The following is a 14787-nucleotide window of genomic DNA, read 5'->3' as shown; positions in this document are numbered from 1 at the left end:
CTGATCAAAAAACACATGCCGGACTGTCTGGTCGGCGCTGGCACGGTAATCAATATCGAGCAGTTACAGGCAGTTCACCAGGCGGGTGCGGATTTTGTGATTACACCGGGTGCCACTGCTGAACTGCTGGAAACTGCCCGTGATCAAAACATTTTGCTGCTGCCGGGCGTGTCCTCTGCATCGGATGTCATGCAGGCCATGGGCTTTGGCTTTAATGTCCTGAAGTTATTCCCTGCGGAGGTTGTTGGTGGTCAGTCTATGTTAAAATCTCTGGCCGGCCCATTTCCTCAGGTCAGTTTTTGTCCAACCGGTGGGATTGGCCCGGATAATTACCGGGACTACCTGACTCTGGGCAATGTTGAGTGTGTTGGTGGTTCCTGGCTGGTACCAAAGTCAGCAGTGGGAAATGGTGACTGGGGTGAAATTACCCGGTTAGCCAAAGGGGTTACTCCGGGTTAACAGTAATGAGCACGAAGAGCTTCAGGTAAATAAAGTCATACTTTGAAGACTTTGTGCCTGGTTCTACGTTGCAACGATACGGGTGCCCTGTTAGTGAAAGCACATGTGTTCCCACGGTCTATCGTGGGAACGAGAAGAATTAAAGACTATGGTTCAGTAGAACCCGGCCACTTTCTCGACCATACTAGTGGCCAGCCAGCTTCAATGTTCATTATTTGTAGCCAAAACTGTCAATTTTATCCCAGCGACGCTTCAGGTGATGAGCAGACATCTTGGGCTGACGGTCACGGGTGAAAGCACCTTTCTTGTTGCCATCTACACGCATAATGCCCTCCCAGGTCTGGAAGTCAGCAAAGTTCCACATCTGTTCCCCGACTACTGCGGGACAGCCATCAAAGGCCATATGCTGCTGATCCAGGTACTCGCATTGATACTCCTCAGACCATTGTACGCTGGGTAGCTTATGCATGCCGGCCATAGTGTCGGCACCGTACTCGGTGATCACTATAGGCTTGCCCTCGTTCGACCAGCCCTGAAGCTCCATGGCAAACATATTTCCGGCGTTGTCCATTTCCAGACCACCCATCATATACCAGCCATAGTACCGATTCAGGCAGATAACATCGACGTACTGGTGGGCACGGCAGGTACCGTAGGGGGCCATCATAAAGTTGACCAGTGTCAGTGGACGATGTTGTGGGTCCAGCTCACGGGCGTAGGAGAAAATCTCTTTGAAGTAAGGCTCCGATGCTTCCTGAGAAGTGTCTGGTTCGTTTGACAGTGCCCACATCACGACACAGGCATGGTTCTTGTCACGTTTGAATAACTCCGCAATGGCGTGTTTATGAGCTTCCATCCCCTGGGTTTGAACATCCGGACGATCAAAGAAGTTGGACTGGGACTGGCCACCCGTTGCGGCAGACATAAAGTTCATCATGACATCAAACTGACCAACGGCCGGTGTTTCATTGATAACCACCAGACCTTTGCGGTCAGCCAGTTGCATAAACTCTTCAGAGTAGGGGTAGTGAGAAGTGCGGATGGAGTTGGCTCCGATCCATTCCAGCAGTTCCATATCCCGCAGGTTAAGAGCGGCGTCGTAGCCACGGCCGCGGATCGCGGAGTCTTCGTGTTTGCCAAAGCCCTTGAAGTAAAAAGGCTCATTGTTAATCAGGAACTTTGTACCCTCTACTTTAACGGTACGCACGCCAACCTCCAGTGGGTACTGGTCGATCAGCTGGCCATCGTCGCTCAGGCTGGCCTGCAGGGTGTACAGGTAAGCATTACCTGGTTGCCAGAGCTTGACGTTGTCGATTTCCAGAACGCCTTCATTGCCTTCACTGGTCGCTACGGTTTTTCCTTCTTCATCCAGTAGCGCCACGGTGACATCACCTTGCCCCAGGGCGCTGATCTGGTAATCCACCTTGCCCAGATCCTGGTCAAAGTCGGTCAGCACCGTGATATCTTCGATCCGGCTTGTTGGCAGGGCCATCAGTTTAACGGCACGATGAATACCGGCGTAGTTGAAGAAATCAAAAAATGGTTTGATCTCGCGGGTACCGTTGGCATGTTTAACAATGGTGCCTGCCGGAATGGTGGAATGGCTGAGTTCATTATTAACGACAACCACCATTTTGTTTTTTTCGCCAAACTGAACGACATCATTCAGCTTGCCGGCGAATGGCATATAGCCACCGTCATGACTGACCACTTCTTCACCGTTTACGTATACGGTGGCTCGATGAGTAGCACTGCCGAAACGAACAAATACATCACGCATCTGCCACTCTTCAGCAACATAGAACTCGGTTTCATACCAGACATCGCCACAATGGTCGCGCAGGGCTTTCTCTGTCGTAATGTCGTTGTAGCTGGAAGGAACTGCCATCAGAGTGGTATCGGTCAAGCCATCTTTCCAGCCACTGGCACGACCTTCATTATTGTTGTCCAGCCGGAATTTCCAGATGCCACTGATATCGACAATGCGACGGGTTCTGGTTTCATGTGGGTAAAGAAATGCTGTCATGGTCTACTCCTGGTGAAACGGATTTTATTGTTGTTTATTAAACGACTTCCGGCTCTGCACTGGTTTCTTGATCTCCTGCTTTGCTGGAGGAGTCAAGGGTCCACATACTTTTGTAGAGAAGTACGCAGATGGCAGCACATACGGCGGGCATCAGGAACATGATGACCTTGATGCCCAGCAGCGTGCTGTCCTTCTGTATTTCCAGGGCGGCATCATAGCCAATGACACTCAAGCCCATACCGGCAATAAAACCGGCAATGGCCTGCCCCATTTTGCGCATGAATGAGTAAGATGAGTAGATCAGCCCTTCCTGGCGCTGACCGGAAATCTCGTAGTTATAATCAATGCAGTCAGCAACATTGGCCCAGACTAGAATATGGGTGAGCATGAAAGCCGGGGTGCCAATCGCGTAGAAAACAAACAGGCCGGCAATCGATGTGGGAAGCAGGAAAGCAATGACTGAGGCAATGGCAACACCGGAAAATGCGCTGACCATGATTTTTTTGGTACCAAAGCGAGTAGTGAGCTTACCGATGACTGAGCCAAGGATAATTATGGCTGCTACCTGGAAAACGGCTGCCACACTGATGATCCAGACCGCCCCATCCAGATTTTGAGAGACATAATAATAAGAGATGGAGCCCTGTCCCATCATGGCGGTCAATATCAGCATGGAAGCAATGCTGACACAGATAAATGGCTTGTTTTTACTCATTGTGCGGAGTGTTTCGGCAAAACTGAGTGGGCTGCTTGTCTGAGCTGTGGGTGTGTATTTGATGTGCTCTTCAGTAAAACGATAGGCGACAAGGTGGCAAAGTAGAGCAATGCCACCCAGTAACGCAATGCTGTACAGGTAAGCCTGCCCCATAGCGTCAGCAAAAATTGAGAGAAAGAGGGGGACCACCAGGTTGGGGGCTACAGCTCCAATAACCCCTCCCATGGCTCGTGCCCCAGCCAGTGATGAGCGCTCAGCGGGATCCTGGGTCATGACGGTAGCGAGTGAACCATAGGGAATATTGATGAAGGTGTAACACATACCCCAGGCGATATAGGTTACATAAGCCCAGATGAGTTTCTGGGTATCTGAAAGTCCCTCAGGAGCCCAGAATACTAGTATGCTGGAGACCAGCAGTAACCAGCTTCCTTTCAGTAGAAATGGCCGAAATTTATCGCCCGTTCCGTTATTTTTCTGGAAAAGCTTATCGCACAGTGTGCCCATCATCGGGTCGTTGATTGCATCCCAGATTCTGGCCACCAGGAAAAGAGTGCCAGCTGCAGCAGCAGAAATACCCAGCACATCCGTGTAGTAAACCAGAAGAAATCCAGCGGTCATACCAAACGACAGTGTATTGGCAAGATCCCCAAGCCCGTAACCGACCCTGTTGGCTATTGTTAGTATTTTTGCCATTGAGTGTGTCCCCTGACATCGAACTGCATCTCGGATAAGCAGAACTTCAGACCCGTTCTGAGCAGTCTGGTTATATACCCAAAGGTGATGGATATAACGCTCTTGGTTCTCAAGATGACCAACCAATTCATTGTTTTTATAGTTTTATATTGCTTTGGTTTGACCAATTTTGTTGTTGGTCTTTGTTGATGTTGTGGCTATTTTTTATCTTTTTTTGTAGGATTTTTAAAGAAAAAAACGCTTAAGTCAAATATTGCAGGTAATAATACTGCTCGTGTCGTTGATCAATTTTTGCGCTTTTTGGTATAACAGATTTTGAGTGATGTATTTGTGGTCAGGTTAGAGGTCAATCAGTAGCCATAATGTCTTCCCAATATTGTTTATTAAACATTGATTGTCTTTTAGTTCAAATAACAGTGCCTGCTGCGTAGCTCGTGTCCTGTGAAGCAGGTCGATGGTAAGTATTATTGTAATGTCACTGAACTTACGTTTACGAAAAAGAGATACACTGATTATCTCTGTGGTGAAAATAAAAAGATCATCAGGCGCATAATGTTTGCGAACCTGTTGAAAGCCGAAGTGAATGAAATGACTAATAAGCTTTCTCTATTCGAGAACCAGATCAAAAAAATAGCGGCCAGGGACTATGGCTATACCGAGCTGACGACCGGTATTGTTCATATTGGCCTCGGAGCTTTTCATCGTGCTCATCAGGCACTCTATACTCATGAAGCCATTGCTGCTACCGGTGAATTCCACTGGGGAATCTGTGCTGCCAGTATTAATAGTAATCCGCCACTGGTTCAGGAACTGCAGGCTCAGGACAACGCTTACACCGTTACCGAGATGAACCCGGATGGTTCCCGGACGGTGAAATTTGCAACAGCCCTTGTCCGATCGCTGGCAGCAAAGGACGACCGAAGACCGCTGCTGGACATTATGTCAGCGGAGACTACACGCATTGTCTCTCTGACCATTACTGAAAAGGGTTACTGCCTGAACCCAGCCACCGGTGAACTGATGGTCGATAATGCTCTGATTGCTCATGACCTGGAAAACACCCGAAACCCAAAGACGGCGCTGGGGTTGATTGTTGCTGCACTGGGGAAGCGCAAGGCAAAGGGCATGCTGCCGTTCACGGTATTAAGCTGTGACAACGTGCCAGACAACGGCAAACGTGCGCGTGCAGCGGTCATTCAGATGGCAGAAGCGATGGACCCAGAGCTGGCAGCCTGGATTCGTGAAGAAGTGGCCTTCCCATGCACCATGGTTGACCGCATCGTACCGGCCATGACAGAAGAAAGTTTTGCCGATGTCCAGTCTTATCTGGGCGTTGAAGACAAAGGTGCCATTGTGACGGAAGCCTATCGCCAGTGGGTGATTGAAGATCACTTCACCATGGGGCGTCCTGAGTGGGATAAGGTAGACGGCGCCATGTTCGTATCCGATGTGCAGCCTTATGAAGAGATGAAGCTGCGCATGCTCAATGGCAGCCACTCCATTCTGGCTTACCTTGGTTACCTTGCCGGTTATGAAACCATTGATGCCTGTATGCAGGATGAACAGTTCGTGAAAGTGACTCGTCACTACATGAACCATGAAGCGGCAGTCACCCTGGAAATGCCAGAACCCACTGACTTTGCCAGCTACGCCGAGAAACTGATTGAGCGCTTTACCAACCCGGGCCTGAAACACAGAACCTGGCAGATTGCCATGGATGGATCCCAGAAGGTACCACAGCGCTGGTTGAACGCCGCAAGAACACTGCTGGCGGAAGAGAAGGCATTTGCTGCCATTGCACTGGGTATTGGTGGCTGGATGCACTACGTCTCAGGCACTGATGAGCAGGGCAATGCGATTGACGTCCGCGATCCGATGGCTGAACAGCTGAAGGCTGTTGCCATTGAGCATCAGGGCAAGCCTGCGCAGCTGGTGAGAGCGTTCCTGGCACTGAACGCAGTATTCGATCAATCCCTGGCGGCGAATGAGCGTTTTGTAGAAGCCGTAACCCACGCCTACAACACCATTCGTGAGCAGGGTGCCAAACAGGCTGTCGCTCTACTGGCTGAAACTATTTAAACGGCATATTTTGTCTATTTACGTAAACAGTGAAGCAGAGTGGGGGCAGTGTGATGGTCTGTTCACCTGGAAATAACCATGAATGATTACTTTCCAGGTTCAACTCCATGCAAACCTGTTGATGTTTGAGCCTTGAACAATTGATAGATGGTAATGCTGTTAGTAACCACAAACGTCGCTTCAATCAGGCTGCCGCCAATGGATCCGGTTAACAGGTTATGAACGAGCCAGCAGCAGGAGTTCAACAGTATCAGCGATCGTAGAGGAATGCCTCTGGTGGAAAACAGGGCCCAGGTGGCAATGGCTGAACCAACAATGGTAGGGATCTCATACCACTGCTCAATATTGGGAAAGGTAAGGCCGATAAGCAGGGCGATGAAAATGGCCATCAGGACTTTTGATTGACTCTTAACTGATGCATAGCTGCGCAGGCCATTAATAACCGCACCTATTGCAGCCACTGTCGCACCCATCAGAAAAAAGTGCAGTGCCATCACAAAGCAGTAGCCAGTCATTTGATAGCGGAACTTCACGTCATCTTTTTGCCAGAAGGCCATGATGCCGATCAGGAAGGCGAATCCACCAACAAGTTGGGCAATAAACATCACTGTTTCTCTTTGAATGATCAGCTTGTTGGTTTGCAGGGCAATGTCAGGCTGATGGAATACTGATAATTAAGTGTTAATTGTCGTTTATTATGCAGGCAGGGTTTATCGATTGAATACGTGGTATTTCTACGAAGATAAGAGAAGCCATAAGGCTTCTCTTATTAAGGGGTATCAATGACTCGTTTCAGCTTTGGCTTCATAACTTAAGCCATGGCCGAATGGGAACAAGGTATCCTCTTCAGCATATCCCGGAGCATCCGGTGCCTGGTCAACAATGGCACGCGCATTGTTTGCCAGAGATATTGGCAGTTTGCCCTGGGGATTAAACTGTCCTGAGACAACATCCATAATCGCAGCATCCGTTACGCCATAGGTGGCGAGAATCGCCCCGGCATTTTTCATGCCGCTGGCATCGTCCAGAACAAACGGGTAGCGGAAGTAGATGGAGAGGATGGTGTTCTCAGCGCCTACTTCATTCATGACCGCTTGAATATCAGCAAGGCTGGGAGAGATTTTCCAGGAATGTTTGCTGACCATATCGGAGAATGCCAGATAGTCCAGCTCATCCGGGTTCGCGCCTCCAAAATACAGGTTCGGGTCGGCACCTTCATTGCTGACACTGACACGGATCAGTGCAAAGTCGGCGCTGTTTGCTGCGGGTCTCTGCTCACTCTGTTCAGTATCATAGCTGCCATCAATTACGTTAAAGCCCCACTGTGGGTCACCAGCGACAGCTGCATCCATTCCCATGGTGTAAAGCGTGGTTGGGGTTGCAACTGGTTCCGGCAATGGCAGCGTTTGATTCTGGTTTTGCAGAAGAACAATGGATTTACGCTGGGCAAGGTCGGCTTTCTTCTGAAACTCCTTGCTGGCAATCAATGTTTCAGCATGCTCTGGATCAACATAGGGGTTCTCGAAAAGGCCAAGTTCGAACTGCTCTTTCAGCAGGCGCTTAACGGAAAGATTTATCCGCTCTTCAGCAACCAGCCCCTTGTCAACCAGTCCTTTGATGGTGGCATTTTCATGGAAACCTGACAGCACATCTGTACCTGCATCAATTGAGAGAACAATCTGTTCTTCAACGGTCAGGTCTTCAAGTCCCCAGGCCCGGTCACCAATAATGCCAGTATCAGAATTGACGTATCCGGTGAAGCCCAGTTCACCCCGCAACAGGTCGGAAACTATCCCTTTTGAAAAGGCCATGCCGACATCTCTCGGCTGATCTTCGCCTTCCAGTTGAATGCCATAACCCTGATCAACCGGAATACCGTAGTAAGGCATGATGGAGGTAGCGCCAGCATCAATCGCAGCCTTGAAAGGTTTCATATGGTAGTCAAACATGCCGGCAGGATAGATCTGGTTTTTGCCAAAATCATAATGGGGATCAGCACCACCTTCCTGTGGGCCACCGCCAGGGAAGTGCTTGATGGTCAGAGCCACACTGTCTTTATCCAGGCGTTCACCCTGAAGACCTTCAACAATGGAGTAAAGAATGTTTGAGGCCAGGTCCGCGTCTTCCGTAAAGGTTTCATGCACACGGTACCAGCGGGGTTCAGTGGCGAGATCCATCATGTAACCATACATGCTGCGAATACCCACTGCCGTCCATTCAGAACGCATGGTTTCCGCAAACTCTTTGATTAATTCCATATCGCCGGTTGCCGCAAGACCAGCCTCTTTTGGCCAGCTGGAGAATGAACCTGCGGAGACGTTAATTCCGGCTCTGGCATCAGGATCAATATGGTTTCGGGCGTTGGATTTGAACAGTAAAGGAATACCCAGTCGTGTTTCTTCTGCCAGCTGTTGTACCTGGTTCATAAACTCGGCAGCTTCTCTGGCGGTAATCTGAGCCCCCGCCATTGGACTGCCATTTCCGTCACTGGGTTGTGGGCTATCGACAATCGCGTTGCGGAAAATGAAACGGGTCATTTTCTCCTGTTCAATGTATTGATAGGCCAGGTTTGATACGTCACCACCAAAGTCGGCATTTAATGTATCAATCAGCAACATCCCTGATTTCTCTTCCAGTGTCATTCGACTGGTCAGATCTTCTGCCCGCTCCGTGCTTGAGAGCCGCCAGTCTTCATAAGGTTCCAGAGTGCTATTGTTATTAGAGTCTTTAAAGGAATAGCCGGATACAGAGAGTAATGGTTTCGTTTGAGTGGATATTGCTGGTTGGGTAAAGCTCTGGCTGTTGTCATCATTGCTGTCAGAATCACAGCCGGCCAGCGCAATGGCGAATGCCAAAGGCGCAACTCTTAAAAGAGTGTGTTTCATGTTTTCCCCCGATTAATCGACTTGCTTTGGTTTTTAACGGATTTCAAAAATTGAATAAAAAACGACTGTGCTTTCTTTTTTGATTAATCTGTTTTGGAGCTGATTTGATTTTTATTGTTATGGATACGTACTTTATTTAATGAGTACCTTTTCGATTAATTAAATGACGTTGATCATATTCATCGCTAATTGATTGCAGAACCTCCCAAAGGAGATCCTGCAGTCAATGGCAATAATTAGAAGCCAAACATGCGTGGCAGTATCAGGCTGATGTCTGGAATAAAGGTAACCAGCAGCAGGGTGATAAAGAGCACTGCATAGAAAGGCAGGATGTTTTTAATGGCATCAGAAATCTGGACGCCACTGACCGAACAGCCCACAAACAGAGCACTGCCTACCGGTGGTGTACAGATACCGATACAGAGGTTGAAGGTCATCATGATGCCGAAGTGAATTGGATCAATGCCCAGATCCAGCGCTACTGGCAGCAGGATTGGGGTAAAGATCAGCATGGCCGGTGTCATGTCCATAAAGGTACCAACCAGCAGCAGGATCAGGGTGATGGTCAGCATGATAACGGTTGGGTTATCCGACAGTGCCAGCAGTGCATCAGACACCATATAAGGAATGTCAGCATTGGTCATGGCCCAGGACATGCCCATGGAAGCACCGATCAGCAGAAGTACGATGGCGGTGGTGATGGCAGAGTCCAGGATGATTTTTGGCAGGTCTTTCACTGACACTTCTTTATAAAAGAAAATGGCCAGTACCAGCGTATAGACGACCGCAATACCTGAAGCTTCTGTTGCAGTGAAGATACCACCAATAATGCCACCCATGATCAGGAATACCAGGAACAGGCTTGGTACTGCTTCCCAGGTGACTTTCAGAAACTGTCGGAAAGTAGGGCGTGCTTCTACCGGGTAACCACGACGCTTGGCAATAATGCCGGCAACGGTCATGATGCCGAGTCCCATCAGGATACCTGGCAGGTAACCGGCCAGGAACAGGGCTGCAATGGAAGTACCGCCACTGACCAGAGAGTAAACGATCAGGGTGTTACTGGGGGGAATCAGCAGACCCGTTGGGCAGGAGGCAATATTCACTGCTGAAGAGTAAGCTGGATCGTACCCCTTGCTCTTCTGAATAGGCGACATTACACCACCAATGGCCGCCGCAGAAGCCACCGCAGAACCGGAGATGGCACCAAACAGCATATTGGCCATTACGTTACAGTGGGCCAGAGACCCTGGCAGGCGGCCAGTAAGAATCTGGGCAAAGTTGATAAGACGGGATGCGATACCGCCATTATTCATAATGTTGCCTGCCAGAATAAAGAAAGGAATGGCCAGCAGGGCAAAGTTATCAAGACCGGTTGCCATCTTCTGGGCAATAACGGCAATGGCAGGTTCAAAAGGCAGTGCCAGCAGTATGGATGCAAGGCTGGACAGGGCAATAGCAAAAGAGATGGGCACCCCTAATGCCAGCAGGACGGCGAAGGTGCCAAACAGGGCAAGTATTGAAAGCCAATCCACGATGTTTCTCCAGTTTTTATGATAATGCCGGGACTCTTGATACCCGCATTGTTCAGTGATCAGGGCCAGCGTGATGAGACGCTGAAAAGCTGCTTAATACGATTCAGTGCTGTTAATCCATCAGGCATCCGCCGTGCCACGGAGGAGATTCATGATGCTGAGAACGCTGTAAAAAAGAATCAGTGCGCCAGATACCGGGATAGCCAGATAGACAAGGCCCATAGGCATGCCAAGTGCTGGGGAGACCTGCCCCATGGCCAGTACTTTCAGGAACAGTTTGCCGCCGCCGTAAATCATGATGACCGAAGCGAACAGGATGGTAGTGGCTTCAATGAACAGCTCGGAGATGCGTTTGCGTGTACCGGTCAGGTTCATGGTCAGCAGGTCAATAGCAAGGTGCTTTTTCTGACCGGAGGTGTAGGCCGCACCGATCAGGCCGGTCCACATGAAAAGATATCGGGCAAGTTCATCGGTGATGGTGCTTGGATCACCCAGCAGGTATCGACTTAAAACCTGCCATACCACGCAGGCAACCAACGAGCACGATAACAGAATCACCAGGCCTGCTAATGACCTGTTTACAACATTAATGAGAGCTTGCATGACAGCTTTCTACCTGTTTCCTGTCCACTTGCCCGGGATAAGGCAAACTGGTCTGACCAATATTGAGTGTGGCGCTATGATAGGAGAGAGTTACTGTCGTCTTGTTGATGCAGGTCAAAGAGATGGGTATTGCAGAAAGCCTCTTTTATTTCAGTGTATTGCTGTGTTTATGTGTGCAGAGCTCTCTGTGCGACAAGTCATCCCGGTTTAGTTGATATTGGTCAACCTATTGGAAAATATCACAGAGATTTACAACTTCTGTCTTTTATTGGATGGTCCGACTGAGATAGCCTACCGCTCATTGGTATAACAACTGCTTTGCCCCATTTCTTAAAAACAGCAAAAAGGTTATCTCAAATGGCAATCAATAAGCTGGTTAGTAGTATCGTTGCTACCGCCGTACTGGCCTGCAGTGCTTCTGTATCTGCCGCTACCCTGAAGTTGAGTCATAACCATGACCGGAACCACCCGGTGCATGAAGCTATGCAGTTCATGGCCAAGCGTGCCAAAGAGCTCAGCGGTGGTTCCCTGAAGGTTCGCATCTACCCTGATGCCACCCTGGGTACACAGCGTGAGTCTACAGAGCTGCTGCAGATTGGCGCCCTGGACATGGTGAAGTCCAATGCCAGTGAGCTAGAGTCCTTTGAGTCCACCTACTCTGCATTCAATATGCCTTACCTGTTCCGGGATAGAGATCACTTCTATCAGGTGACCATGGGTGAAATCGGTGAAAAAATCCTGGCCTCTTCTGAAGATAAAGGCTTTATTGGTCTGACGTATTACGATGCCGGTTCCCGTAACTTCTATGCAGCGAAGCCGATTCAGTCCCCTGCGGACCTCAAAGGCATGAAAGTACGTGTTCAGCCAAGCCCGACAGCGGTCAGCATGGTTCAGCATATGGGTGCATCCCCAACCCCACTGGCATACGGTGAACTGTACACCGCACTGGATCAGGGTGTTGTGGATTCTGCTGAAAACAACATCACCTCTTTTGTGACCAGCCGTCACGGTGAAGTGGCCAAGCAGTTCAGCTTCAGCGAACACGCCATGATCCCGGACGTACTGGTCATCAGCAAGATTTCCTGGGACAAACTGAGCGCTGACGAACAGAAAGCATTGAAGCAGGCGGCTCTTGAATCTTCCATGGAGATGAAAGACCTATGGGCTGAGGCAGAAGACAAGAATCGCAAATACGCAGAAGAAAAGATGGGTGTTACCTTTATGTCTATCGACAAGACACCTTTCGTAAAATCTGTTGAGCCGATGTACGTGGAACTGAAGAAAAACAATGCAGAGCTGTCTGCCATTGTTGAAGAAATCCGCAAAGCGGGCGCTTGATTCGCTCTCTTACATTGAAAAAAAGGGCCACCATTCGGTGGCCCTTTTTCTTATGGCGTTTGCAAAACTGCGCTAAATCAAAACCTTGTCATCATTCTATGAAAATAGGTTGATCCAATTTTCCTGATTTTGGTATAACAGATTTGCAGAGATATGTTCGTCATTAACCCATCGATCAGTCAGCAGCCATTATGTCTTTCCAAGCCTATTCGTTACACCCCGACCGCCTTTTTGATGCTGATAGCAGCATTCGCAGCGTAGCTCGTGCCCTGTATCAGGAAATAAGACAACTGCCTATTGTCAGCCCGCACGGTCATACTGACCCGTCCTGGTTTGCCGACAATAAGCCTTTTGGTAACCCGGCGGCACTGCTGCTTCAGCCAGACCACTACGTATTCCGGATGCTTCATAGTCAGGGCATTTCACTGGAAAGCCTTGGGATTGTGAGTAAAGACGCAGCGGTTGAGGTAGAGCAGGACCCACGCAAAGCCTGGCAGATTTTTGCAGATAACTTTCACCTGTTCCGTGGCACGCCCAGCCGGATGTGGATGGATCATGCTTTGACGGAAGTTTTAGGTGTTGATCAGCCACTCAACAGCAAGACGGCTCAAACGATTTATGATCATATTGACGCACAATTAAAAACAGAAGCTTTCCTGCCTCGCAGCCTTTATGAGCGTTTCAATATTGACGTACTGGCTACGACAGAAACTGCCGTGGATACACTGGAACATCATTGCCGCATTAATGAGAGTGACTGGCAGGGACGGGTTATTACCACCTTCCGCCCTGATTCAGTGACGGACCCTGAGCACCCTGATTTTATCAGCCATATGGCACTGCTGGCAGAACAGACCTGTGAAGATATCCATCAGTGGGCGGGTTACCTTAATGCTTTGCGTAAGCGTCGGGCATTCTTCAAAAGCACTGGAGCTACCGCTACCGACCACAGCTATCCAACTTTCTTTACCACCGTATTGTCACAAGAAACGTGTCAGTCATTGTTGAGCAAAGCACTGAAGGGTGAGTTAAGCAGCACTGATGCAGAACAGTTCCGTGGGCACATGCTGGTAGAGATGGCCCGAATGTCTCAGGAAGATGGACTGGTAATGCAGATTCATTGCGGTGTTTTCCGTAATCACAACCAGTCACTGTTCAACCGGTTTGGTGCGGATAAAGGTGCGGATATTCCTCTGAAGACTGAATTTGTCCATAACCTTCGTCCGTTGCTGAATGAAGTTGGCAATGACCCGAACCTGACCATGATCCTGTTTACTCTGGATGAAGATGTTTACAGCCGCGAGCTGGCACCTTTAGCCGGGCATTACCCAGCTCTGAAACTGGGACCAGCCTGGTGGTTCCATGACAGCCCTGAAGGGATGATGCGTTACCGTCGAATGGTGACAGAGACTGCCGGTTTTTATAACACTGTTGGCTTTAACGACGATACTCGTGCATTTCTGAGTATTCCAGCCCGTCACGATGTTGCCCGTCGTGTGGACTGTAACTTCCTGGCATCTCTGGTTTGTGAGCACCGCATTACCGAAGAAGAAGCCTTTGACCTGGCCCATGAACTGACCAGTGGACTGGCCAAAAAAGCCTACAGATTGTGAGCGAAAAACAAATGATTAGTAAGCATTCTCTATTAAAGAGCCATAGTGAAAAAATGGTTGCCAGGGGCTATGACGGCACTGAGCTGACCGCAGGTATTGTGCATATTGGCCTGGGGGCTTTTCATCGTGCTCATCAGGCGCTGTACACCCATGAAACCATTGCTGCCACCGGTGAGTTTCACTGGGGAATCTGTGCAGCCAACATTTTTGGTGGCCAGGAACTGGTTCAGGAACTGCAGGCGCAGGACAACGCTTACACCGTTACCGAGATGAATCCGGACGGTTCCCGTACGGTAAAACTGGCTGCTGCCATTGCTCAATCACTGGCGGTAGAAGACGACCGCAGACCACTGCTGGACATTATGTCTGCAGAGACTACACGCATTGTCTCTCTGACCATTACCGAAAAGGGCTACTGCCTGAACCCGGCCACTGGTGAGCTGATGGTCGACAACCCTCTGATCGCCCATGATCTGGAAAATACTCATAATCCGAAGAGTGCATTAGGCCTGATTGTTATTGCACTGGATAAGCGACGGGTACAAGGCATGAAGCCTTTTACTGTGTTGAGCTGCGATAACGTGCCAGACAACGGCAAACGTGCGCGGGCAGCGGTTATTCAAATGGCAGAGGCTATGGATAAAGAGCTGGCAGCCTGGATTCGTGAAGAAGTGGCCTTCCCATGCACCATGGTTGACCGCATCGTACCGGCCATGACAGAAGAAAGTTTTGCCGATGTCCAGTCTTATCTGGGCGTTGAAGACAAAGGTGCCATTGTGACGGAAGCCTATCGCCAGTGGGTGATTGAAGATCACTTCACCATGGGGCGTCCTGAGTGGGA

Annotated in this window: 11 protein-coding genes; 5 read left to right on the top strand and 6 right to left on the bottom strand. The window is 49.4% G+C overall.

Annotated elements, in window-relative coordinates; translation table 11 throughout:
- Positions 1-459 (top strand): bifunctional 4-hydroxy-2-oxoglutarate aldolase/2-dehydro-3-deoxy-phosphogluconate aldolase (gene eda, locus GV64_RS23025; RefSeq protein ID WP_051700882.1); only part of this gene is annotated, 459 nt, incomplete at its 5' end.
- Positions 460-670: 211 nt separating this feature from the next.
- On the opposite strand, the gene uidA is transcribed toward eda, so the two are convergent.
- Together uidA and GV64_RS23015 are read right to left on the bottom strand one after the other, a co-directional pair.
- Entirely contained in the window at positions 671-2485 is a 1815-nt protein-coding gene (gene uidA, locus GV64_RS23020; protein WP_020583239.1) for a beta-glucuronidase, read from the bottom strand.
- Between the two features lie 37 nt (positions 2486-2522).
- A complete protein-coding gene (locus GV64_RS23015) occupies positions 2523-3893 on the bottom strand; it encodes an MFS transporter (RefSeq protein ID WP_020583238.1) in 1371 nt (456 codons plus the stop codon).
- A 552-nt stretch (positions 3894-4445) separates the two neighbouring features.
- On the opposite strand from GV64_RS23015, the gene GV64_RS23010 reads away from it, so the two are divergent.
- Positions 4446-5972, top strand: a complete 1527-nt coding sequence (locus tag GV64_RS23010; RefSeq protein ID WP_236632983.1) for a mannitol dehydrogenase family protein — start codon at positions 4446-4448, stop codon at positions 5970-5972.
- Positions 5973-6058: 86 nt separating this feature from the next.
- Here the strand turns inward: GV64_RS23010 and GV64_RS23005 are convergent, their stop codons facing one another.
- The 4 genes from GV64_RS23005 to GV64_RS22990 all read right to left on the bottom strand — a co-directional run bounded on the left by GV64_RS23005 (position 6059) and on the right by GV64_RS22990 (position 10995).
- Positions 6059-6577 (bottom strand): YgjV family protein, encoded by a 519-nt coding sequence (locus GV64_RS23005; protein ID WP_020583230.1) that lies wholly within the window; start codon positions 6575-6577, stop codon positions 6059-6061.
- Positions 6578-6751: 174 nt separating this feature from the next.
- Positions 6752-8857, bottom strand: coding sequence for a glycoside hydrolase family 3 protein (locus GV64_RS23000; RefSeq protein ID WP_026258345.1), 2106 nt, complete (start codon positions 8855-8857; stop codon positions 6752-6754).
- A 236-nt stretch (positions 8858-9093) separates the two neighbouring features.
- Positions 9094-10392 carry a TRAP transporter large permease gene (locus GV64_RS22995; protein WP_020583228.1) on the bottom strand — a complete coding sequence of 433 codons (1299 nt, stop codon included), beginning with the start codon at positions 10390-10392 and terminating at the stop codon, positions 9094-9096.
- 120 nt (positions 10393-10512) lie between these two features.
- Positions 10513-10995, bottom strand: coding sequence for a TRAP transporter small permease (locus tag GV64_RS22990; protein WP_020583227.1), 483 nt, complete (start codon positions 10993-10995; stop codon positions 10513-10515).
- 357 nt (positions 10996-11352) lie between these two features.
- Between GV64_RS22990 and GV64_RS22985 the strand changes: the two genes are divergently transcribed.
- The 3 genes from GV64_RS22985 to GV64_RS22975 form a co-directional block, all read left to right on the top strand.
- Complete coding sequence (locus tag GV64_RS22985) at positions 11353-12333, top strand: TRAP transporter substrate-binding protein (protein WP_020583226.1); 981 nt, start codon at positions 11353-11355, stop codon at positions 12331-12333.
- Positions 12334-12524: 191 nt separating this feature from the next.
- The gene (gene uxaC, locus GV64_RS22980) at positions 12525-13946 is read left to right on the top strand and encodes a glucuronate isomerase (protein WP_020583225.1); all 1422 of its coding nucleotides are present in this window, start codon (positions 12525-12527) and stop codon (positions 13944-13946) included.
- A gap of 11 nt (positions 13947-13957) precedes the next feature.
- The coding region (locus tag GV64_RS22975) for a mannitol dehydrogenase family protein (protein WP_456236244.1) at positions 13958-14787 on the top strand (830 nt) is incomplete at its 3' end.

Origin of the sequence: Endozoicomonas elysicola, from assembly GCF_000710775.1 — a bacterium.
Taxonomy (GTDB): domain Bacteria; phylum Pseudomonadota; class Gammaproteobacteria; order Pseudomonadales; family Endozoicomonadaceae; genus Endozoicomonas; species Endozoicomonas elysicola.
The sequence above is the reverse complement of the archived record's forward strand: the minus strand, read 5'-3'. Positions and strand labels throughout refer to the sequence as shown.

Coding starts and splice junctions, on each gene's coding strand:
- GV64_RS23005 (WP_020583230.1), bottom strand. CDS start 6,577: ATGTTTATTGCCCAACTTGTTGGTGGATTCGCCTTCCTGATCGGCATC.
- uxaC (WP_020583225.1), top strand. CDS start 12,525: ATGTCTTTCCAAGCCTATTCGTTACACCCCGACCGCCTTTTTGATGCT.
- GV64_RS23015 (WP_020583238.1), bottom strand. CDS start 3,893: ATGGCAAAAATACTAACAATAGCCAACAGGGTCGGTTACGGGCTTGGG.
- GV64_RS22985 (WP_020583226.1), top strand. CDS start 11,353: ATGGCAATCAATAAGCTGGTTAGTAGTATCGTTGCTACCGCCGTACTG.
- GV64_RS23010 (WP_236632983.1), top strand. CDS start 4,446: ATGTTTGCGAACCTGTTGAAAGCCGAAGTGAATGAAATGACTAATAAG.
- GV64_RS22990 (WP_020583227.1), bottom strand. CDS start 10,995: ATGCAAGCTCTCATTAATGTTGTAAACAGGTCATTAGCAGGCCTGGTG.
- uidA (WP_020583239.1), bottom strand. CDS start 2,485: ATGACAGCATTTCTTTACCCACATGAAACCAGAACCCGTCGCATTGTC.
- GV64_RS23000 (WP_026258345.1), bottom strand. CDS start 8,857: ATGAAACACACTCTTTTAAGAGTTGCGCCTTTGGCATTCGCCATTGCG.